At 50.3% G+C, this 22,867-nt stretch carries 20 protein-coding genes; 14 read left to right on the forward strand and 6 right to left on the reverse strand.

The window, feature by feature from the left end; genetic code table 11:
- Positions 1 to 136: 136 nt before the first annotated feature.
- The 3 genes from groL to ACESOH_RS10410 form a co-directional block, all read right to left on the reverse strand.
- Positions 137 to 1,783, reverse strand: coding sequence for a chaperonin GroEL (gene groL / locus ACESOH_RS10400; RefSeq protein ID WP_032092372.1), 1,647 nt, complete (start codon positions 1,781 to 1,783; stop codon positions 137 to 139).
- A gap of 37 nt (positions 1,784 to 1,820) precedes the next feature.
- Complete coding sequence (locus ACESOH_RS10405; RefSeq protein ID WP_032092371.1) at positions 1,821 to 2,111, reverse strand: co-chaperone GroES; 291 nt, start codon at positions 2,109 to 2,111, stop codon at positions 1,821 to 1,823.
- 84 nt (positions 2,112 to 2,195) lie between these two features.
- Complete coding sequence (locus ACESOH_RS10410) at positions 2,196 to 2,675, reverse strand: FxsA family protein (RefSeq protein WP_373101059.1); 480 nt, start codon at positions 2,673 to 2,675, stop codon at positions 2,196 to 2,198.
- A 247-nt stretch (positions 2,676 to 2,922) separates the two neighbouring features.
- Here ACESOH_RS10410 and aspA point away from each other — a divergent pair, with 247 nt between their 5' ends.
- The 14 genes from aspA (at position 2,923) to ACESOH_RS10480 (ending at position 18,805) form a co-directional block, all read left to right on the forward strand.
- Positions 2,923 to 4,338, forward strand: a complete 1,416-nt coding sequence (aspA, locus tag ACESOH_RS10415; RefSeq protein WP_373101060.1) for an aspartate ammonia-lyase — start codon at positions 2,923 to 2,925, stop codon at positions 4,336 to 4,338.
- Positions 4,339 to 4,500: 162 nt separating this feature from the next.
- Entirely contained in the window at positions 4,501 to 5,358 is an 858-nt protein-coding gene (gene menB / locus ACESOH_RS10420; RefSeq protein WP_032092368.1) for a 1,4-dihydroxy-2-naphthoyl-CoA synthase, read from the forward strand.
- 70 nt (positions 5,359 to 5,428) lie between these two features.
- Positions 5,429 to 6,424 carry an o-succinylbenzoate synthase gene (gene menC / locus ACESOH_RS10425; protein ID WP_373101061.1) on the forward strand — a complete coding sequence of 332 codons (996 nt, stop codon included), beginning with the start codon at positions 5,429 to 5,431 and terminating at the stop codon, positions 6,422 to 6,424.
- A 138-nt stretch (positions 6,425 to 6,562) separates the two neighbouring features.
- Complete coding sequence (gene aroQ / locus ACESOH_RS10430) at positions 6,563 to 7,024, forward strand: type II 3-dehydroquinate dehydratase (protein WP_373101062.1); 462 nt, start codon at positions 6,563 to 6,565, stop codon at positions 7,022 to 7,024.
- A gap of 153 nt (positions 7,025 to 7,177) precedes the next feature.
- Positions 7,178 to 7,633: an acetyl-CoA carboxylase biotin carboxyl carrier protein gene (accB, locus tag ACESOH_RS10435; protein ID WP_373101063.1), complete on the forward strand. Its 456-nt coding sequence runs from the start codon at positions 7,178 to 7,180 to the stop codon at positions 7,631 to 7,633.
- Between the two features lie 58 nt (positions 7,634 to 7,691).
- The gene (gene accC, locus ACESOH_RS10440; RefSeq protein WP_373101064.1) at positions 7,692 to 9,038 is read left to right on the forward strand and encodes an acetyl-CoA carboxylase biotin carboxylase subunit; all 1,347 of its coding nucleotides are present in this window, start codon (positions 7,692 to 7,694) and stop codon (positions 9,036 to 9,038) included.
- Between the two features lie 83 nt (positions 9,039 to 9,121).
- The gene (locus ACESOH_RS10445; protein WP_373101192.1) at positions 9,122 to 9,382 is read left to right on the forward strand and encodes a YhdT family protein; all 261 of its coding nucleotides are present in this window, start codon (positions 9,122 to 9,124) and stop codon (positions 9,380 to 9,382) included.
- Positions 9,379 to 10,815: a sodium/pantothenate symporter gene (gene panF / locus ACESOH_RS10450; RefSeq protein ID WP_373101065.1), complete on the forward strand. Its 1,437-nt coding sequence runs from the start codon at positions 9,379 to 9,381 to the stop codon at positions 10,813 to 10,815. The genes ACESOH_RS10445 and panF overlap by 4 nt, the downstream gene beginning before the upstream one ends.
- Before the next feature lie 12 nt (positions 10,816 to 10,827).
- The gene (locus ACESOH_RS10455; protein ID WP_373101066.1) at positions 10,828 to 11,373 is read left to right on the forward strand and encodes an RBBP9/YdeN family alpha/beta hydrolase; all 546 of its coding nucleotides are present in this window, start codon (positions 10,828 to 10,830) and stop codon (positions 11,371 to 11,373) included.
- A gap of 8 nt (positions 11,374 to 11,381) precedes the next feature.
- A complete protein-coding gene (gene prmA, locus ACESOH_RS10460) occupies positions 11,382 to 12,263 on the forward strand; it encodes a 50S ribosomal protein L11 methyltransferase (RefSeq protein ID WP_032092360.1) in 882 nt (293 codons plus the stop codon).
- 208 nt (positions 12,264 to 12,471) lie between these two features.
- Positions 12,472 to 13,455, forward strand: coding sequence for a tRNA dihydrouridine synthase DusB (gene dusB, locus ACESOH_RS10465; protein WP_373101067.1), 984 nt, complete (start codon positions 12,472 to 12,474; stop codon positions 13,453 to 13,455).
- The gene (gene fis, locus ACESOH_RS10470) at positions 13,449 to 13,748 is read left to right on the forward strand and encodes a DNA-binding transcriptional regulator Fis (RefSeq protein WP_032092358.1); all 300 of its coding nucleotides are present in this window, start codon (positions 13,449 to 13,451) and stop codon (positions 13,746 to 13,748) included. The genes dusB and fis overlap by 7 nt, the downstream gene beginning before the upstream one ends.
- A 141-nt stretch (positions 13,749 to 13,889) precedes the next feature.
- Positions 13,890 to 17,783, forward strand: coding sequence for a phosphoribosylformylglycinamidine synthase (gene purL / locus ACESOH_RS10475; protein ID WP_373101068.1), 3,894 nt, complete (start codon positions 13,890 to 13,892; stop codon positions 17,781 to 17,783).
- A 62-nt stretch (positions 17,784 to 17,845) separates the two neighbouring features.
- Entirely contained in the window at positions 17,846 to 18,805 is a 960-nt protein-coding gene (locus tag ACESOH_RS10480) for a cold shock domain-containing protein (protein ID WP_373101069.1), read from the forward strand.
- 160 nt (positions 18,806 to 18,965) lie between these two features.
- On the opposite strand, the gene ACESOH_RS10485 is transcribed toward ACESOH_RS10480, so the two are convergent.
- The 3 genes from ACESOH_RS10485 to rnr all read right to left on the reverse strand — a co-directional run bounded on the left by ACESOH_RS10485 (position 18,966) and on the right by rnr (position 22,817).
- Positions 18,966 to 19,481: a DUF5358 domain-containing protein gene (locus tag ACESOH_RS10485; protein WP_373101194.1), complete on the reverse strand. Its 516-nt coding sequence runs from the start codon at positions 19,479 to 19,481 to the stop codon at positions 18,966 to 18,968.
- A 121-nt stretch (positions 19,482 to 19,602) separates the two neighbouring features.
- Positions 19,603 to 20,343: a 23S rRNA (guanosine(2251)-2'-O)-methyltransferase RlmB gene (gene rlmB, locus ACESOH_RS10490; RefSeq protein ID WP_373101070.1), complete on the reverse strand. Its 741-nt coding sequence runs from the start codon at positions 20,341 to 20,343 to the stop codon at positions 19,603 to 19,605.
- An 83-nt stretch (positions 20,344 to 20,426) separates the two neighbouring features.
- Positions 20,427 to 22,817 (reverse strand): ribonuclease R, encoded by a 2,391-nt coding sequence (rnr, locus tag ACESOH_RS10495; RefSeq protein ID WP_373101071.1) that lies wholly within the window; start codon positions 22,815 to 22,817, stop codon positions 20,427 to 20,429.
- Positions 22,818 to 22,867 lie beyond the last annotated feature (50 nt).

Raw genomic sequence — 22,867 nt, forward strand, 5'->3', positions numbered from 1 at the left:
TTATATTCGGGTTTATGGAGAATTCCTATCCCCCGGATTTAACAGGCATAAAAAAGTGCGGTGAATTTTTCAAAAGTTTCAAAAAATCCACCGCACTTCTAATCTAAAGGCGTATTCGGGTGTTGCCCGGGGGCAATTACATCATGCCGCCCATGCCTCCCATACCGCCCATTCCGGCGCCGCCTAAGTCGGCTTTTTCTTCTTTCGGCAATTCGGTCACCATCGCTTCGGTGGTGATCATCAACCCGGCGATAGACGCCGCGAATTGCAGAGCGGAACGGGTTACTTTAGTCGGATCCAAAATACCCATTTCGATCATATCGCCGTATTGTTCGGTACCGGCGTTATAACCGTAGTTGCCTTCACCGGCTTTGACCGCGCTGGCGACTACTGAGGCTTCTTCGCCTGCGTTAGCGACGATCTGACGCAACGGCGCTTCCATCGCACGCAGAGCCAGTTTGATACCGACGTTCTGTTCTTCGTTATCGCCTTTCACGCTGGCGGCCACTTTCGTTGCGGCACGGATTAACGCCACGCCGCCGCCGGCAACCACACCTTCTTCCACTGCGGCACGGGTAGCGTGCAGAGCGTCTTCAACGCGGTCTTTTTTCTCTTTCATTTCCACTTCGGTTGCCGCACCGACTTTGATGACCGCCACACCGCCGGCCAGTTTTGCCACGCGTTCTTGCAGTTTTTCTTTGTCGTAGTCGGAAGTGGATTCTTCGATTTGCTGACGAATCTGTGCCACACGGCCTTTGATTTGCGCTTCTTCGCCCACACCGTCGATGATGGTGGTGTTGTCTTTATTGATCACGACACGTTTGGCCTGACCCAAATCTTCTAACGTGGCTTTTTCCAGTTCCATACCGATTTCTTCGGAAATTACGGTACCGGCGGTCAGAATCGCAATATCCTGCAACATGGCTTTACGGCGATCACCGAAGCCCGGCGCTTTAACCGCCGCCACTTTAACGATACCGCGCATTGTGTTCACAACCAGTGTCGCCAAGGCTTCGCCTTCCACATCTTCGGCGATAATCAATAACGGTTTACCGGCTTTCGCCACCGCTTCCAGTACCGGCAGCAGTTCACGGATATTGGAGATTTTTTTGTCCACCAATAAGAGGTAAGGATTATCCAGCTCAACGGTTGCAGTTTCCGGTTTATTGATGAAATACGGGGAAAGATAACCGCGATCGAACTGCATCCCTTCCACTACATCCAGTTCGTCTTCCAGACCGGTGCCGTCTTCCACGGTGATTACGCCTTCTTTACCGACTTTTTCCATCGCCTGTGCGATCAACTGACCGACCACATTGTCGGCATTGGCGGAAATGGTACCGACCTGCTCGATTTCTTTTGAGGTTTCGCACGGTTTGGACAAGGCTTTTAATTCGGCGACGACTGCGTTAACCGCTTTGTCGATACCGCGTTTTAAATCCATCGGATTCATGCCCGCCGCTACGGCTTTCAGCCCTTCACTGACGATAGCCTGCGCCAGTACGGTGGCGGTAGTGGTACCGTCGCCCGCTGCGTCGTTAGCTTTAGACGCCACTTCTTTTACCATTTGCGCGCCCATGTTTTCAAATTTATCTTCCAGTTCGATTTCGCGTGCAACGGATACCCCGTCTTTGGTGATGGTCGGTGCGCCGAAGGATTTATCTAAAATCACGTTGCGGCCTTTTGGTCCCAGGGTGACTTTTACTGCGTCCGCCAATACGTTTACGCCCGCCAACATTTTTGCCCGTGCATCATTACCAAATTTTACGTCTTTTGCTGCCATGTTATGTATTCCTTCTGTAATTCACTGATTAAAAAGATTATTCGACGATTGCCAAGATATCGTTTTCAGAAACGATTAACACTTCTTCGCCATCGATTTTTTCCGCTTTTACGCCGTAACCGTCGTTAAAAATCACGGTATCGCCGACTTTAACATCCAGCGGCTGAACGGTGCCGTTTTCCAGAATACGGCCTTTGCCTACCGCCAGCACTTTAGCGCGGGTGGATTTGGTTGCCGCCGAACCGGTCAGCACGATGCCGCCGGCGGAAAGGGTTTCGACTTCTTCACGTTTTACGATGACGCGATCATGTAATGGACGAATATTCATGTTAATTTCCTTCTTAGAGTGTTAATTAATTAAACGCAGACACTATATGGGGAACAATTTTTTCCTTTCAAGAGAAAAATTAAATTATTTTATTCTTTTGTCTTCGTCGGCCTGTTTTTCATATTCCGCCTCGAAAATATCGCTTTGCGCGCGCGGGTTGGTATAAAAAGTGCGGTCGGTTTTGACGAAGAATCCGCGCCCGAACAGGCTGATTTTATGTGTCATCGCATTTTCGAGCAGGCGGCTGCCGAACGGAGTCAGCAAGAAGACGGCCAGTATGTCGCTGACAAAGCCCGGCAGTATAAACAGCAAACCGGCAATAATCCAGATGCCTGAACGCACCAGCGCGCGGGTAGGAATTTCACCCCGGCTCAGCTGTTTTTGCATGCCTGCCAGACTGTACCAGCCGCGTATTCTGATCATCCCGACGCCCAACAGAAAAGACAGGCCGAGCAACAACAGCACGCCGATGGCACCGAGATGGGTACCGAGCCAAATAAATACGGACAGTTCCGCATATACCAACAAAAACGCACAAAGCACAAATAAAAGCAGCGGCATCATAATTCTCCTTTCAAACTGATTAGAATATTTATAAGGGCATAACGGCGGATTTCAAGATGCGGTTTGCCATTAAGAAAACTAATCAATTTAATTAGTTATATGAGTGTGAACAAAATGTGAATACTGATCTGGATCACATTTTTTCTTGATTATCTTTCCTATAATACTTCTCATTAATACGATAACCCGTTGCGGGTTAAGTGGTTTTCTGGATTTATTTTTTTAATGAAAAAGAGAGGACAGCACAATGAATACAAGAAAAGAAGTGGATTTGTTGGGTGAACGCGACGTACCGGCGGATGCTTATTGGGGAATTCACACCTTAAGAGCGGTGGAAAATTTTAAGATTTCTAACATGACGATTTCCGATATTCCGGAGTTTGTGCGTGGCATGGTAATGGTGAAAAAAGCCACCGCACTTGCCAACGGTGAGCTGGGCGCGATTCCGGAAAAAATCGCAAAAGCCATCGTGAACGCCTGCGATGCGATTTTAGTGGACGGCAGATGTATGGATCAATTCCCGTCCGATGTGTATCAGGGCGGCGCCGGTACCTCGGTGAATATGAATACCAACGAAGTGGTGGCCAATTTGGCGCTGGAAATTTTAGGCCATCAAAAAGGCGAATATCAGTACCTGAACCCGATGGATCACGTTAATGCCAGCCAGTCCACCAATGATGCCTATCCGACCGGATTCCGCATTGCGGTGTACAACAGCATTATGACGCTGGTCAGTGAAGTGCTGTATCTGCAACAAAGTTTTGAGAATAAAGCGAAAGAATTCGCCAATGTACTGAAAATGGGACGCACTCAGTTGCAGGATGCGGTGCCGATGACTGTCGGTCAGGAATTTCAGGCGTTTTCCGTGCTGCTGGATGAAGAAGTCCGCAACCTGAAACGCACCGCCGAATTGCTGCTGGAAGTGAATCTGGGCGCCACCGCCATCGGGACCGGATTAAATACGCCGCAGGGCTATTCCGAACTGGTGGTTAAACGTTTATCCGAAGTGTCCGGTCTGCCGTGCGTAAATGCCAGCAACCTGATCGAAGCCACTTCCGACTGCGGCGCTTATGTAATGGTACACGGCGCGCTGAAACGCACCGCGGTGAAATTATCCAAAGTCTGCAATGACTTACGTTTATTGTCTTCCGGGCCGCGCGCCGGTCTGAACGAAATTAACCTGCCGGAATTGCAGGCGGGCTCTTCCATTATGCCGGCGAAAGTCAACCCGGTAATTCCGGAAGTGATCAATCAGGTGTGCTTTAAAGTGATCGGCAACGACACTACCATTACTTTCGCGGCGGAAGCGGGACAGTTGCAATTAAACGTGATGGAACCGGTGATCGGGCAGGCAATGTTTGAAAGTATCAGCATTTTGACCAACGCCTGTATCAATCTGCGCGACAAATGTATCGACGGCATTACCGTCAACAAAGACGTGTGCGAAAACTATGTGTTTAACTCCATCGGTATCGTGACTTATCTGAATCCGTTTATCGGCCACCACAACGGTGATATCGTCGGCAAAACCTGCGCCAAAACCGGCCGCAGCGTGCGCGAAGTCGTGCTGGAAATGGGTCTGTTAACCGAGGCGGAACTGGATGACATTCTGTCGGTGGAAAACCTGATGAATCCGACTTATAAAGCAAAACTGGCGAAATAAGTCCATTTAAGACTAAAATGACAGATTAACGGGAATCGGCGCGGGTCGGTTCCCGTTTCGTTTGGTTGAAACGCCGCCAAAAAGCACCGCACTTTTAGTCGCGCGGAGATTGGGATATAATGACCCGATTTTCAACAACCGATTAGAATAAAGGAATTCAGTATGCAGAATCCAAAAGACGATGTACTTTATGCGCCGATTGAATGGGTGGATTGCAGCCAAGGCTATAGCGATATTTTTTATCATAAATCCGCCGACGGTATCGCCAAAATCACCATTAATCGCCCGCAGGTACGCAACGCATTTCGCCCGCAAACGGTCAAAGAAATGATTAACGCGTTTGCCGATGCCCGTTTCGATGAAAAAATCGGCGTTATCGTGTTAACCGGTCAGGGCGAAAAAGCCTTTTGCTCCGGCGGTGATCAGAAAGTGCGCGGCGATTACGGCGGTTATAAAGATGAAAGCGGGGTACATCATCTGAATGTGTTGGATTTTCAGCGCGACATCCGCACTTGCCCGAAACCGGTGGTGGCGATGGTGGCGGGTTATGCTATCGGCGGCGGTCATGTGCTGCATATGATGTGTGATTTAACCATTGCGGCGGATAATGCGGTTTTCGGTCAGACCGGGCCGAAAGTGGGTTCTTTCGACGGCGGTTGGGGCGCAAGTTATATGGCGCGTATCGTCGGGCAGAAAAAAGCGCGCGAGATCTGGTTCTTATGCCGTCAGTACAACGCGCAGGAAGCGTTGGATATGGGGCTGGTGAATACCGTGGTGCCTTATGCCGAGCTGGAAAAAGAAACCGTGCGCTGGTGCCGCGAAATGCTGCGCAACAGCCCGATTGCACTGCGTTGTCTGAAAGCCGCATTAAATGCGGATTGCGACGGTCAGGCCGGCTTGCAGGAACTGGCGGGCAATGCGACCATGTTATTTTATATGACCGAAGAAGGTCAGGAAGGGCGCAACGCCTTTAACCAAAAGCGTGCGCCGGATTTCAGCAAATTCAAACGTAATCCGTAACGGATTGATTGATTTCGGCGGGGTGGCGGTGTCCACCCTTTATTTCAGACGCCTCCATAAAGGTAAAACAATGACAGTGCGTGAATATCATCTTTATCAATATTCGATCCCGGTTGACAGCCAGCTGATTCTGCGTAATCGCTTTCTGAAACGGCGCGAAGGCTTGCTGGTGCGGATTAAATGCGGTGAGAATGAGGGATGGGGCGAAATTGCGCCGTTGCCGGAATTCAGCCGGGAAACGCTGAAAATGGCGCAAAAACAGACCGCACTTTGGCTGAAAAACTGGGATGCGGCGCGCAGCAACAACGAAAAATTATCTCTGGACGGGCTTTATCCTTCCGTCGCCTTCGGTTTAAGCTGCGCCCTCGCCGAATTGAAAGGCACATTACATCCGGCCGGGCTGTATCAGGTTGCCCCGCTGTGTTACGGCGACCCGGACGAACTGTACGAACCGCTGAACCGCATGCAGGGCGAAAAAGTGGCGAAAATCAAAGTGGGCATGTATGAAGCGAACCGCGACGGCATGATCACCGATATGTTGCTGGAAGCTATTCCCGATTTAGCCTTGCGTCTGGACGCCAACCGCAGCTGGACGCCGGCCAAAGCGCAGCTGTTCGCCAAATATGTGAAGCCCGAACATCGCAACCGGATTCAGTTTTTGGAAGAACCCTGCAAAACCCGTGAGGAAAGCCGCCAATTTGCGCAGCAGACCGGCATTGCCATTGCTTGGGATGAATCGGTGCGCGAGCCGGATTTTGCGGTCAAAGCCGAACCGAATGTGGCGGCAATTATTATTAAACCGACTTTGGTCGGCTCACTGGAGCGCTGTGTGGATTTGATTACGCAGGCGCATCAACAAGGGCTGAAAGCGGTGATCAGCTCATCGATTGAAAGCAGTCTGGGGTTAACGCAACTGGCCAGAATCGCGCAACAATATACTCCGCATGTAACACCGGGGCTGGATACGCTGAGCCTGATGGATTATCAGGTGCTGAGAGCATGGCCGGATTCGCCCCTACCGCTGGTGGGGATCGGCTCGGAGTTTGTCACCGAACTGACATGTTAAGCGCAATGTCGCAGGCGTATTGATTGCCGGCGTCAGCAAAAACGCCGGACATTCCATTGGTTTGACCAGCATTCGGCTTACTGAAGTTTGGCAGAAAAAGGCTATAATGCAGCAATTTGAAAGAAAAAGGATAGGATTATGTCGCAATCGGCACGAATTTTGTTATTAAACGGCCCGAATTTGAATATGTTGGGAAAACGCGAACCTCAGCATTACGGCAGTATGACGCTGGCGGCGATCGAAGCGCATATGCAGCAACTGGCGGCGCGGCATCAGGCGGTGTTGAACTGCTTTCAGGCAAACAGCGAAGAAAAACTGATCGAGAAAATCCATCAAAGTGTCGGGCAAATTGATTTTATTCTGTTTAATCCCGCGGCCTATACCCACACCAGCGTTGCGCTGCGCGATGCATTGCTGGCGGTTGCCATTCCGTTTGTGGAGGTGCATTTATCCAATATTCATCAACGCGAGGTTTTCCGTCATCATTCCTATTTCAGCGATATCGCCGAGGGGGTGATTTGCGGATTGGGCGCGCAGGGTTATGAATTTGCCCTGCACTATGCGCTGGATTATTTAGCGAAAAAAGCGAAATTAGCCTGAATTTTAACGAATTTAACAGAATTTTATCGCCAACAGCGTGATTTTCAGGTAATCTTCCGAGCGGAATAGCATTTTAACCCGCTGCACTTTTGTCTGTTTGTCATCTTTGATGAAAAAGTGCGGTCGAATTTTTTAGTATTTCAGGAAATCATTATGGACATTCGTAAAATTAAAAAACTGATCGAATTAGTGGAAGAATCGGGCATTATGGAGCTTGAAATTTCCGAAGGCGAAGAATCCGTGCGCATTAACCGCGGCACACCGGCGGCAGCGGCGGTGCAATATACCGTGCCGGCCGCACCGGTTGCCTCGCCTGCACCGGCACCGTCCGCGCCGGCAACACCGGCACCGGCGGCGGCTTCTGAAGAATTAAGCGGACATATCGTGCGTTCGCCGATGGTGGGCACGTTTTACCGCAGCCCGAGCCCGGATGCCAAAGTGTTTGTCGAACTCGGCCAATCGGTGAAAATCGGTGATGCGCTGTGTATCGTTGAAGCGATGAAAATGATGAACCGCATTGAAGCCGATAAAGCGGGCGTGGTAAAAGCGATTCTGGTTAATGATGGTGAGCCGGTTGAATTTGACGAGCCATTGATCGTCATCGAATAATCCATTCTTTCCGTAGGGCATCTTTCGCCCTGCGACAATATGCTAAGAGTAAATTCTTATGTTAGAAAAAGTTGTTATTGCTAACCGCGGCGAAATTGCATTGCGTATTCTGCGCGCCTGTAAAGAACTCGGGATTAAAACCGTCGCGGTACATTCTACGGCGGACCGCGAACTGAAACACGTTCTGCTGGCGGATGAAACGGTGTGCATTGGGCCGGCGCCGTCTGCCAAAAGTTATTTGAATATTCCGGCGATTATTGCCGCCGCGGAAGTGACCGGCGCCGATGCCATTCATCCGGGCTATGGCTTTTTGTCGGAAAACGCCGATTTTGCCGAACAGGTGGAACGCTCCGGCTTTATTTTTATCGGGCCGACTGCGGAAGTTATCCGTTTAATGGGCGATAAAGTATCCGCCATTCATGCCATGAAAAAAGCCGGCGTGCCGTGCGTGCCGGGTTCTGACGGCCCGGTGGGCAGCGATATGGCGAAAAATAAAGAGATTGCCAAACGCATCGGTTATCCGGTTATTATCAAAGCCTCCGGCGGCGGCGGCGGGCGCGGTATGCGCGTGGTGCGCAGCGAAAGTGCGCTGGAAGAATCCATTGCCATGACTAAAGCGGAAGCCAAAGCGGCGTTTAATAATGACATGGTGTATATGGAAAAATATCTGGAAAATCCGCGCCATGTGGAAATTCAGGTGCTGGCGGATACGCACGGCAATGCGGTGTATCTGGCCGAACGCGACTGTTCCATGCAGCGCCGCCATCAGAAAGTGGTGGAAGAAGCGCCGGCGCCGGGGATTTCCGAGGAAATTCGGCGCGATATCGGTTCCCGCTGTGCCAAAGCCTGTGTGGAAATCGGCTATCGCGGTGCCGGCACGTTTGAATTTTTATACGAAAACGGCGAATTTTATTTCATTGAAATGAATACCCGTATTCAGGTGGAACATCCGGTGACGGAAATGATCACCGGTGTGGATCTGGTGAAAGAGCAGCTGCGGATTGCCGCCGGGTTGCCGATTTCCTTTAAACAGGAGGATATCAAAGTAAGAGGGCATGCGATCGAATGCCGGATCAACGCCGAAGATCCGAATACTTTCCTGCCGTCGCCGGGTAAAGTCACTCATTTGCACTCGCCGGGCGGTTTGGGTGTGCGTTGGGATTCCCATGTGTATGCCGGTTATACCGTGCCGCCGCATTACGATTCCATGATTGCGAAACTCATCACTTACGGCGATAGCCGTGAAGTAGCGATTCGCCGCATGCAAAATGCCTTGGCGGAAACCATTATCAGCGGAATTAAAACCAATATTCCGCTGCATGAATTAATTCTGGAGGATAAAAACTTCCAGCAGGGCGGCACCAATATTCACTACCTGGAAAAGAAACTAGGTATGCGGGATTGATGTTGAATTTCCCTTCCTCCGGTGACGGAGGGAGGGATTTTTTTATGCGAAAATGAGTACTAAAACCACAGAGTATGACAAAAATGAAAAAGGATCCGCGTTATCGCCAAGCGGCTAAAGAAGCCCGCTGGGCGCTGGGATTAACGGTGCTGTATGTGATCGGCTGGTGTCTGTGCGCTTATTTGCCGCAGGATACCCGCGGGCCTGTCGGTTTTCCGTTATGGTTTGAATTATCCTGTTTTTATTTGCCGGTTTTATTTATTGTCGTCGCCTATTGGGTGATTAAGATCGTCTATCAGGATATTCCGCTTGAACATGACAACACGGCGGGGGAAGATCAATGAATTTAGGCATTGTGCTTCCGCTGGTCATTTATCTGACCTTTATTTTCGGTGCGGCGCTTTACGCTTATGTAAAACGCACCAAAGGCGATTTTTTAACCGAATATTATGTGGGCAACCGTTCAATGACCGGTTTCGTGCTGGCGATGACGACGGCCTCCACCTATGCCAGCGCCAGTTCGTTTATCGGCGGGCCGGGGGCGGCATATAAGTTCGGTTTGGGCTGGGTGTTGCTGGCGATGATTCAGGTGCCGGCGGTCTGGCTGGCGTTGGGCGCGCTGGGCAAAAAATTCGCCTTGCTTTCCCGCGAAACCAATGCCTTGACCATCAATGACCTGCTATTGTATCGCTATAAAAATAAATATCTGGTCTGGATCGCAGGGCTGGCGCTGTTAATCGCCTTTTTTGCCGCGATGACGGTGCAGTTTATCGGCGGTGCGCGGCTACTGGAAACCTCAATCGGTATCGGTTATACCCAATCTTTGCTGATTTTTGCCTTAACCGTCGGGCTTTATACCTTTATCGGCGGTTTCCGTGCGGTGGTGCTGACCGACACGATTCAGGGCACGGTAATGATTTTAGGCACCGTTATTCTGCTGGTCGGCACGATTTATGCCGCCGGCGGGGTGGAAAGTGCGGTGCAAAAATTAACGGAAATTAATCCCGAACTGGTCACGCCATACGGCCCGAATGACATGCTGGATTTCCAGTTTATGGCTTCTTTCTGGATTCTGGTGTGTTTCGGGGTGGTGGGGCTGCCGCATACGGCGGTGCGCTGCATGGCGTTTAAGGACAGCAAAGCCCTGCATCGCGGTATGCTGATCGGCACGGCCGTGCTATCCGTGATTATGCTGGGCATGCATTTGGCCGGGGCGCTGGGCAAAGCGATTATTCCCGATTTAACCGTGCCGGATCAGGTGATTCCGACGTTGATGTTGCAGGTGTTGCCGCCGATTGTGGCGGGAATTTTTCTGGCGGCACCGATGTCGGCGATTATGTCCACCATTGATGCGCAACTGATTCAGTCTTCCTCCATTTTCGTGAAGGATTTATATTTGTCGGCGAAGCCGGAAAGGGCGAGGGATCAGAAAAAAATCGGCCGTTTTTCATCGTTAATTACGCTGGGGCTGACCGCACTGTTGATTGTGGCGGCCTTGAACCCGCCGGATATGATTATCTGGCTCAACCTGTTCGCCTTCGGCGGGCTGGAAGCGGCGTTTTTATGGGTTATCGTGTTAGGGCTGTACTGGCGGAAAGCCAATGCGTACGGCGCTATCGGTTCAATGGTGGTGGGATTAGGCAGCTATATCGCACTCACCACTGTCGGCATTAAATTATTCCATTTTCATGCTATCGTGCCGTCATTGGTATTCGGCTTGCTGGCCTTTTTACTTGCCAATAAAATCGGCGAAAGAAAGTGCAATGTAAGTCAATAAAAGGGAGACAGTATGCGCAAAGTTTATATCGTACACGGTTATCGCGCCAATCCGGATAAACACTGGTTTCCGTGGTTGGCGCAGCAATTGGCCGCTAGGGGGATGGAATGTCATATTCTGGCTATGCCGAATGCGGAGACGCCGAATGCACAACAATGGCTGGATTATTTAAAGCAAAATGTGGAGATGGATGACGAGACGATCATCATCGGGCACAGTCTGGGGTCGATTGCGGTATTGAATTTTCTGGCCTTTAACTATGCCCGGCCGCGGGCGGCGATTTTTGTCTCCGGTTTTTATCAACCGGTAGAAGGGCTGGCGGAATTAACGCCGTTTTCCAATCTGTATGCCATTGCGCCGCCCTGCATGCCGTTTCCGGCTTATGTAATTTCGGCACTGGACGATAGCGTCGTGCCGCATACCTATAGCGACGCACTGGCAAAACATTTGCAGGCAGTGTATATTCGTCTGCCGCGCGGCGGGCATTTCGTGGATCGTGAAGGCTGCACCGAATTTCCGTCGCTATTAAAATTAATCAACGAGTTGGTAAACAAATAGGATAAACAATGGCTTGGGTACAAATCCGTTTAAACAGCACGGATCAGATGGCGGAACGCATCAGTGATTATTTACAGGCTATCGGCGCGGTGTCCGTGACCTTTATGGACAGTCAGGATACGCCGATTTTTGAACCGCTGCCGGGCGAAACCCGCCTGTGGGGCAATACGGATATTATGGCGTTATTTGATGCCGAAACCGATATGCGGCAAATTTTAACCGCACTTGAACAAAGCGAGCTGCTGCCGGCAGGATTCGCCTATAAGATTGAGCAAATTGAAGATAAAGACTGGGAACGCGCGTGGATGGATAATTTTCATCCGATGCGTTTTGGTCAGCGTCTGTGGATTTGTCCGAGTTGGCGCGAAGTGCCGGATGACACGGCGGTGAATGTGATGCTGGATCCCGGCTTGGCGTTCGGCACGGGCACACATCCGACCACTGCCTTGTGTCTGGAATGGCTGGACGGTTTGGATTTACGCGCTAAAACGGTGATCGATTTCGGCTGTGGTTCCGGGATTCTGGCCATTGCCGCCTTGAAACTGGGGGCGCAAAGTGCGGTAGGAATCGACATCGATCCGCAGGCGATTTTGGCCAGCCGCAATAATGCGCAGCACAACGGCGTGGCCGAGCGGCTGCAGCTGTTTTTAGCCTCGGATCAACCGGCGGAGTTAAAGGCGGATGTGGTGGTGGCTAATATTCTGGCCGGGCCGCTGAAAGAATTGTATCCCGTTATCCGTCAATTGGTAAAACCGAACGGGCTACTTTGTTTATCCGGCATTTTGCAAACTCAGGCATCGTCAGTGTGTGAAACCTATGCCGAACGTTTTACGCTTGCGCCTGTCGAAGTAAGAGAAGAATGGTGCCGGATTACGGGGAAATTAAACTGACCTTGTCAAGCCCGCCGTCTATTTTTTAGCAATTAATTTATCGAAATTTAGACATCGGTTAAACAATTGAAAAAAAATTATATTTTGTATAAAAAATATGCTTTTCAAATGGGGTAAAAGTGCGTATGATAGCACGCCTTGTCGCCGGATAGGCGGCGAACGGCATGTCCGGCTTTGATTGGATTAGCGTGTAACGGGGAAGTGAAAAATGCGGATTGGATCTTATCAGTTGAAAAACCGTGTTCTTCTCGCGCCGATGGCAGGCATTACCGACCAACCATTCCGGCGGATTTGCGCCCGTTACGGCGCAGGTCTGACTTATTCCGAAATGATGTCGGCCAATCCTCAGGTCTGGCATACCGAAAAGTCGAAACTGCGTCTGTCTCATCATCAGGATGCAGGGATAAATGCCGTACAGATAGCGGGAGCCGATCCCGATGAAATGGCGCAGGCGGCACAAGTAAACGTCGAGTACGGGGCGCAGATTATTGATATTAATATGGGCTGCCCCGCCAAGAAGGTAAATCGCAGAATGGCCGGTTCGGCACTTTTGCAATATCCTGATTTGGTTCGGCGGATCCTTGAAGCGGTCGTCAATGCTGTGAATGTGCCTGTAACACTAAAAATCAGAACAGGCTGGGATCGGAAAAACAGAAATTGCGTGGAAATCGCGAAAATAGCGGAGCAATCCGGTATTCAGGCTTTAACCGTTCACGGGCGTACCCGTGAATGTTTATTTGAAGGGGAGGCTGAATACGACAATATCGGCGCGGTGAAGCGGCAGGTTTCTATTCCGGTTATCGCAAACGGCGATATTACATCCGCCCGTAAAGCATTGGATGTGCTTAATTATACCGGTGCGGATGCAATCATGATCGGACGCGGCGCACTGGGCAACCCATGGATTTTTCAATCGGTGGCGGCTTTAGTTGAAGCGGATTCGATAGTTTCACCACCAAGTTTAGCGGAAAAGTGCGGTGTGATTTTGCGCCATATCCGTGCGCTTCACCGGTTTTACGGTGAGGGAAAAGGGTATCGCATAGCACGCAAGCATGTGGCTTGGTATTTACAGGGAATTCAACCTAATTCCGGTTTTAAACAGACTTTTAATGCCATTACGACAGCCGCAGGGCAGCTCGCGGCATTGGAAGATTATTTTAATTTGATTCAATTGGATAGAGAGACATGTTAGAACAACAACGTAATCCGGCTGAAGCGTTAACGGTTTCAGTTTTAAATTCACAATCTCAGGTCACCAACAAACCGCTGCGCGATTCAGTGAAACAGGCGTTAAGAAACTATTTATCACAGTTAGACGGTCAGGATGTGAACGATCTTTATGAATTGGTTTTAGCGGAAGTTGAACACCCTATGCTGGATATGGTTATGCAATATACCCGCGGCAATCAAACCCGTGCGGCAACCATGTTAGGTATCAACCGCGGTACCTTGCGCAAAAAATTAAAAAAATACGGTATGGGTTAATTGCCAGCCGGTATGCCGAAACGCCCTTGTTGAGAAATAAGGGCGTTTTTTCTGTTATGCGGCGCAAACGTTTTCGTTTCCGTTTAAATTCCTTTATAATATTCCCGTTTTTTCTCAACTCTAACCCATGGTAAAAAGTTTATGTTACAGGTTTTCCGCGGTTCACCCGCTTTGTCTTCATTCCGTTTAAATCACTTAGCGCAACGTTTCCAGAAAGCCGACTTGCCGGTTAAATCCTGCTATGCGGAATATTTGCATTTTGCCGAACTGAGCGAGGCGCTGAATGCCGATGAAACGCAGAAACTGACCCGGTTATTGCAATACGGCCCGACACTGGCGCAGCACGAACCGGCCGGCGAGTGTTTTATCGTGATCCCGCGGGTGGGGACGATTTCTTCCTGGTCGTCGAAAGCGACGGATATCGCCCATAACTGCGGTTTGGACAAAGTGCTGCGGCTGGAACGCGGTCTGGCGTTTTATTTTGATATGACACGCCCATTAAGTGAGGCCGAAGAACAGCAGTTGGTCTCCCATATTTACGACCGCATGATGGAAACGGTGATCCGCACGCCGGAACAGGCGCAGGTATTGTTCCGGCATCAGGCGCCGAAACCTTTTACCACGGTGGATATTCTCAATGGTGGCCGTCAGGCGTTAGTGGCGGCGAATGCGGATTTAGGGCTGGCGCTGGCGGCGGACGAAATTGATTATTTAGTGGAAAATTTCACCGCACTTGGGCGCAATCCGCACGATATTGAACTGTATATGTTCGCGCAGGCTAACTCGGAACATTGCCGGCATAAAATTTTTAACGCCGATTGGGTGATTGACGGCGAAAAGCAGCAAAAATCCCTGTTTAAAATGATTAAAAATACCTTTGAAAAAACACCGGATTATGTGTTGTCCGCATATAAAGACAATGCCGCGGTGATGGAAGGCTCTAAGGTCGGCCGTTTCTTCCCCGATCAGGACGGTCAGTACCGTTATCATAATGAAGATACGCATATTTTAATGAAAGTGGAAACCCACAATCACCCGACGGCAATTTCGCCGTTCCCGGGCGCGGCGACCGGTTCCGGCGGCGAAATCCGCGATGAAGGCGCCACCGGCCGCGGCGCCAAACCGAAAGCGGGACTGGTCGGTTTTTCCGTTTCCAACTTATTGATTCCGGGCTTTGAACAGCCTTGGGAAGCGCCGCTCTCCAAACCGAGCCGGATTGCTTCCGCGCTGGATATTATGATTGACGGGCCATTGGGCGGTGCGGCCTTTAACAACGAATTCGGCCGTCCGGCATTACTCGGCTATTTCCGTACCTATGAACAAAAAGTCAACAGCTTCAACGGGGAAGAAGTGCGCGGCTACCATAAACCGATTATGCTGGCGGGCGGTATCGGCAACATCCGCGCTGAACATGTGCAAAAAGGCGAGATTCCGGTCGGAGCGAAACTGATCGTCCTCGGCGGGCCGGCAATGAATATCGGTTTGGGCGGCGGCGCGGCCTCATCGATGGCTTCCGGCAAATCAAAAGAGGATTTGGATTTCGCCTCTGTACAGCGCGACAACCCGGAAATGGAACGCCGTTGTCAGGAAGTGATCGATCGCTGCTGGCAGTTGGGCGAAGACAATCCGATCGCCTTTATTCATGATGTGGGTGCCGGCGGTTTATCCAACGCCATGCCGGAGCTGGTGCATGACGGCGGGCGCGGCGGAAAATTTGAGCTGCGCAATATTTTATGTGACGAACGCGGCATGTCACCGCTGGAAATCTGGTGTAACGAATCGCAGGAACGTTATGTGCTGGCCGTGGCAGCGGATAAATTAGCCGTATTCGAACAGCTTTGCCGCCGCGAACGCGCACCTTATGCCATCATCGGCGAAGCGACGGCTGAGGCGCATTTGACGTTGCATGACGCGCATTTCGACAATAATCCGATCGATTTGCCGATGGGCGTATTATTGGGTAAAACGCCGAAAATGACCCGCGATGTGCGCTCAAGTGCGGTGGAAAATCCGCCGCTTTTGCAAGATGAAATCGGTGTGCAGGAAGCGTTGTACCGGGTATTGCGTCTGCCTGTGGTGGCGGAAAAAACCTTCCTGATTACGATCGGCGACCGTTCGGTTACCGGCATGGTGGCGCGCGATCAGATGGTCGGCCCGTGGCAGATTCCGGTGGCGGACTGTGCGGTGACCACCGCCAGTCTGGACAGCTATTACGGCGAGGCAATGTCAATGGGCGAGCGGGCGCCGGTGGCCTTGCTGGATTTCACCGCCTCCGCCCGTTTGGCCGTAGCGGAAAGTATTACCAATATCGCGGCTACGGATATCGGCGATATCAAACGAATTAAATTATCCGCCAACTGGATGTCCGCCGCCGGTCACTGCGGTGAAGATGCTGGGCTGTATGCGGCGGTCAAAGCGGTGGGCGAGGAACTTTGCCCGCAGCTCGGCTTGACGATTCCGGTGGGGAAAGATTCCATGTCGATGAAAACCACCTGGCATGAAAACGGTGAACAAAAATCCGTTACTGCGCCGTTGTCTTTAATCATCAGCGCCTTTGCCCGGGTGGAAGACGTGCGCAAAACCGTGACGCCGCAATTACGCACCGATCAAGGCGGCAGCCGTTTATTATTAATTGATCTGGGCGAGGGCAAAAACCGTCTGGGCGCCACCGCACTTGCGCAGGTGTATCGGCAACTGGGCGACAAGCCGGCGGATGTCGTCAGCGCCGAAACGCTGAAAGGCTTTTTTAATGCGATGCAAACTCTGGTAGGGCAGGAAAAATTACTGGCTTATCATGACCGTTCCGACGGCGGGTTGGTGGTCACGCTGGCGGAAATGGCGTTTGCCGGCCATTGTGGCGTGTCCGTGGATATCAGCGCGTTGGGTGATAACGATCTGAGCGTACTGTTTAGTGAAGAGCTCGGTGCGGTCATTCAGGTGCGGGAGAGCGATTTAGCGGCGGTTCGCGACGTGTTGAGCCGGCATGGGTTGCTTCATTTAACCAAAGAACTGGGCACGGTCACCGAAGAGGATGAATTTGAAATTACCCGCGGCAATAAAGTGTTGCTGGCGGAAAAACGTTCTGCCTTACGCGCAATCTGGGCGGAACTGACTCACCAAATGCAGCGCCTGCGCGATAATCCGGAATGCGCCGATCAGGAATTTGCCGCCAAGCAGGATCCTGCCGACAAAGGTTTCTCGGCGCATCTGAGCTACGATATAAACGAAGATATCGCCGCACCTTATATTGCCAGCGGAGCCAGACCGCGTATCGCCATTCTGCGCGAACAAGGGGTTAACAGCCATGTGGAAATGGCGGCGGCGTTTGATCGCGCCGGTTTTGAAGCCGTTGACGTACACATGAGCGATTTGCATTCCGCCCGCCGGAATCTGCAGGATTTCAACGCGCTGGTGGCTTGCGGCGGCTTCTCTTACGGTGACGTACTGGGTGCCGGCGGCGGCTGGGCGAAATCTATTTTATTTAACACCGCACTTCGCGATCAATTCGCCGCCTTTTTCGAGAACCCGAATACACTGGCGTTAGGCGTGTGTAACGGTTGCCAAATGCTTTCCAACCTTACCGATATTATTCCGGGTGCACAAGCCTGGCCGCGTTTTGTGCGTAATAAATCCGAGCGTTTTGAAGCCCGCGCCGCTTTAGTCCGTATTAACCGCAGCAATTCCCTATGGTTTACCGGCATGGACGGTTCCCATATGCCGATTGCGGTATCTCATGGCGAAGGCCGGGCGGAATTTAAACATGTGCAGCAGCTACAGCAATTGCGCGAGCAGAACCTGATTGTGGTGCAATATATCAACAACAACCTACAGCCGACGGAAACCTATCCGGCCAACCCGAACGGTTCGGTGGACGGCATCACCGCCTTATCCAATACCGACGGTCGCATCGCTATCATGATGCCGCACCCGGAACGCGTATTCCGCACCGTCAGCAACTCCTGGCACCCGGCAGACTGGAGCGAAGACGGCGCCTGGATGCGGTTGTTTAGAAATGCAAGGGTTGCTTTTAAATAATAAATATATAATGGATAATAAATTAATTTATTATCCATTTTTCTTTTTAAACAGGAGATATTATGGCTGAGAAAGTTACAGGTAAAATTAAAACATTAAATATGGAAAAACGCTTTGGTTTTATTCATAAAATACATGGAATCTCAGAAAAGGATTTTTATTTTAGAGAAGTTGATCTGATTAACGTTAATTTTGAACAGCTTTCGGTTGGGATGGAAGTACGGTTTTTACCTAATGTTGTCTCTGAAGAAGGATGTTTCGCCAATAAAGTTATACCTGCATTTCCGGTCGGAATACAACAAAGTAAAATTAAAACGCTGAATCAAGAAAAAGAATCCGGATTTATTTTTAATATTGATGGAAAGCAGGATATTTATTTCAGCAAGTCTAATCTTGCTTCCGGCTTGACATTTTCAGATCTGGCTAAAGATGATGTCGTTTATTTTGAAATCCGGGTCGGTAAAGACGGCTTTTTATCCGCAGTCAATATTAGCAAAACGAAAGAAGCGGAAAGTAAAAACAGTATTGATCTTCAAAGTACCATTGCCAATATTGTGAAAACAATCAGAACGAATGCCGATTTTATTTCTGATCCCTATGTGTTTGAGGATTATTGTTTTACCATCTTAAAACTGTTGGGTTTAACCGATGCCTATCAATATCCGCGCGCAAAACAAGCGGGTAATGCGGACGGTTTCTTTAAAATTAAGGCGTTGGAAGTGTTATATGATTGTACTTTATCCGAATTTTATAAAGATTATAAAAAGGATCAAATCGAAAATTATATTAATAGATTAAACAAAACTCAGATTACAATTGATAAAAAAGAAATCAGTCTGAATACGACCAATAATAAGCAAATTTGGATTATCACCAAAGGAAAAACACAAATTATTAAAGACAGCGATAATATTTTAGTTAAAGAAATCTCTCTGAATAGTTTAATTGATATTCTGGAAGAACGATTAAGTAATTTAAAACACGATAATTTGATGGCGAAACTTCAGGAATTAGGAGAGTAAGATAATATTAGAAAACCATCTCAATCTCTTTGTAGAATATTTTCTGACTAAGCTGAAATAGGGCTTAAACGATGAAAAATTTGACCGCACTTTAGAAAATCTATTATTGACAAACAAAGTGCGGTTATTTTTTTATAAATTTTAACGCGTATTTCAGCGCTTACAATAATAACGCCGAGCCCCATTTGATAATATCAAAGAAGAATTTATTCTGGTTGGTGGCGACGCCGTCGCTGCTTTTGCTGCCGTCGCTGTTGGTTTCTTCCACCATACCGCTTTTATATTGACCTTTGACGACGGCAAGATCATCGCGGGCTTTCAGGCGCAGTACGGTGCATTGTGCGTCGGGCAGCGGCTCGAATTCGGTCTCTTTGAATTTCTTGTATTGATATTGCGCATAGCCCATGGATTTTTCATCGCCCTGAATCATTTTGACATAATCGGCGCCGATCACGCTTTCCAGCGGGTAGAAAAAGACATACTGAGAATGAATATACGCGTCTTCTTTAGAAAAATGTTCCTGCTGGATACGGGTTAAATTCGGGTAAACGCATTGTTCCGCCTGACGACTGGCGGCAACCCAGCGCTGCGCGTCGCTGTCGGACAATACATAATCCGCGTTGGCGAATTCGGCCGGGAAAGTATCCGGCCGGGCATGCCAGGAGCAGCCTAACATCACTAAACTCACTGCGGAACATATTAATTTTTGTAACATACTGAATCCTGATTATCTTGTGTCAATGACGGCAAATTTTACCAATAACCCGGTGCTTGATAAAGTGGCGATGTCAAAATGATCAGAAACGGGTGCGCTGTCTGACGATTTCGAACAGGCACACGCCGGTGGCGACGGACACATTCAGTGAGGATACCGAGCCTGCCATTGGAATGCTGACCAGCTGATCGCAGGTTTCGCGCGTCAGTCGGCGCATACCGTCGCCCTCTGCTCCCATAACCAGCGCCAGCGGGCCGTTCAGTTTGCTTTGATACAGCGTTTCCGTCGCCTCGCCTGCCGTACCGACCACCCAGATATTATGCTTTTGCTGCAGATCCCGTAAGGTGCGCGCGAGGTTGGTCACGCGGATCAGCGGGACGACTTCCGCCGCACCGCAGGCGACTTTGCGCGCGGTCGCCGTCAGTTGCGCGGATTTGTCTTTCGGAACAATAACGGCGCACACCCCCGCCGCATCGGCGGTACGCAGGCAGGCGCCCAGATTGTGCGGATCGGTGACGCCGTCCAGCACCAATAATAACGGCGCGCGGTGATTGTGCAGAATATTGTCCAGATCATGTTCGTTCAGCTCTTTTGCCGCTTGTATGCGGGCGATAATACCCTGATGCACTTCGCCGGCGGCTTTTTTATCCAGCGTGTCGCGGTTGACGAACTGTATTGCGATACCGAAGCGGTGAAGCGCCTCAACCATCGGTTGCAAGCGTTTGTCTTCTCGGCCTTTCAGCACATACACTTCAATCAAACGCTCGGGCGCATTGGCGAGGAAGGCGTTGACGGCATGGATGCCGTAAATATTTTCAGACATAGTTTTCCTTGATTATTATTGAGCTTAAATGATTAAAATAATGGGCGGTGATGCGCACCGCCCGTAGCCTTTCGATAACAACTTTATTTGCGGCCGGAAACAGTTGATTTTTTTACCGCACTTTTTTTCTTGGTGCCGGTTTTTTTAGTACTTTTCCGCTCTGATTTTGCCTTGCTTTTCTGTTTTTTGATACTGTCGGCATAACGCAGCGTTTGCTTGGCTTTTTCTCTTGCCGTTTTGCCGGCGCGCAGCGGCTTGCGGTTGCTGGAAACCAAGGCGAAATCCACCTGACGCTGTTCCAGACTGACTGCCTCGACGCGGATGCTGACGCTGTCGCCCAGACGGTAAACCATGCCGCTGTTTTCGCCGATAAGCTGCTGTTTTCCCGGCTCAAACTGATAATAATCATTGTCTAAGGTCGAAATGTGCACCAAGCCGTCGATAAACAAATCATTGAGACGAACAAAGAACCCGAAACCGGTCACTGAGGAGATCACACCGTCGAATACTTCGCCGACATGATCCTGCATATATTCGCATTTCAGCCAATCGGCGACATCGCGGGTCGCGTCGTCGGCGCGGCGCTCGGTCATGGAACAGTGTTCGCCCAGAATCGCCATCTCATCGGCGGAGTAATGGTAACCGCCGCCGTTAGTGGTTTTGCGTTTCGAACCTTGCTGTTTGGCAAGCAGGTATTTGATGCCGCGGTGCAACGTGAGATCAGGATAACGCCGGATCGGCGAGGTGAAATGGGCATATTCTTCCAATGCCAGACCGAAGTGACCGATATTATCGGGATCATATACCGCTTGGCTCAGCGAACGCAGCAGCATAGTTTGGATCAGTTCGTGATCCGGCCGTTCGCGCACGGTTTCCAGCAATTTGGCGTAATCGGCGGTGGTCGGTTTTTTATCGCCGCCCAAGGTTAAACCGCATTCATTTAAAAACGCGCGGAATGCGAGCAGTTTTTCTTCGCTCGGCCCGGCGTGGATACGGTAAAGTGCCGGTTCGTCGTGGCGCTGCATAAAGTTCGCCGCCGCGATATTGGCAAGAATCATACATTCTTCGATGATTTTGTGCGCCTCGTTGCGTATTACCGGTTCGATGCGTTCGATACGCCCCATGGCATTGAATACGAATTTGCTCTCAATGGTTTCAAAATCAATGGCGCCGCGCTGATGACGGGCGTTAATCAACGCCTGATACATAGCATGCAGCGCCTGTAGGTGAGGCACCAGCGCCTGATAGCGCTGGCATAATGTTTCGTCGCCGTCCAGAATGCGCGCCACCTTGGTATAAGTGAGGCGGGCGTGTGAATTCATCACCGCTTCATAGAAACGATAACCGGTCATTTTGCCTTTTGCCGATAAGGTTAACTCGCACACCATACAGAGGCGGTCAACCTGCGGGTTCAGCGAGCATAAGCCGTTGGACAGAACCTCCGGCAGCATGGGCACTACGCGATTGGGAAAATACACCGAATTGCCGCGGTTATAGGCTTCCGTATCCAGTGCGCTGCGCGGACGGACATAATAGCTGACATCGGCAATCGCCACCCAGAGCGTCCAACCGCCGCCGCGTTTTTTCTCACAATATACGGCATCGTCAAAATCGCGCGCATCTTCGCCGTCAATGGTCACCAACGGCAAATGACGTAAATCCGTCCGATGCTGTTTCGCCTCTTCCGGCACCTCTTGCGTGAATTTTTTACTCTGTTTTTGCACCGCACTTGGGAAAACGTGGGGAATATCATGATTGCGAATGGCGATTTCGGTTTCCATGCCCTTTGCCATATTTTCGCCCAGAATTTCTTTGATCATGCCGACCGGGCGGGTAAAGGATGCGGTGCGCGGTTTCAGTTCGACCACCACCACCTGCCCCATGCGGGCGCCTTTGCGGTGTTCGTCGGGGATTAAAATATCGCGGTTGACGCGGCTGTCGTCAGGCACCACATAACCGATGCCTTCTTCTAAAAAGAAGCGGCCGACGAGCTGTTTTTTGCGGTTTTCCAGCACCCGCACAATGCGCACTTCGGGACGCCCTTTGCGATCAAACCCGTTCGGCTGTGCCAGCACATAATCGCCGTGCATTACGCGCTGCATTTGTCCGTTGGGAATAAACCAGTCGGATTTCGCTCCTTCCACCTGTAAAAATCCGTAGCCCTCACGATGGCCGATAACCGTGCCTTTTAGCAGATCCAGTTTTTCCGGCAGAGCATAACGGCTGCGTTTGGTGAAAACCAGCTGACCGTCGTTTTCCATTGCCCGTAACCGCCGGCGCATGCCTTCCTGTTGCGCGTCGTTGTGAATGTCGAGTGAGGCCAGAATTTCTTCTTTCGACATTGGTGCGTTATGGTCGCGGATAATGCTTAAAATAAATTCCCGGCTGGGAATCGGATTGCCATATTTTTCCAGTTCCTGCTGATAATTCGGATCATGAAGTGCGGTGGTTTTTTTTGTCGTTTTGCGAGCCATAGAAATTCCCTTGTGTGGAATAAAGTAGTGTAAGTTTGACACCCCGAACA

Origin of the sequence: Necropsobacter rosorum, from assembly GCF_964241405.1 — a bacterium.
In the GTDB taxonomy this organism is placed as follows: domain Bacteria; phylum Pseudomonadota; class Gammaproteobacteria; order Enterobacterales; family Pasteurellaceae; genus Necropsobacter; species Necropsobacter rosorum.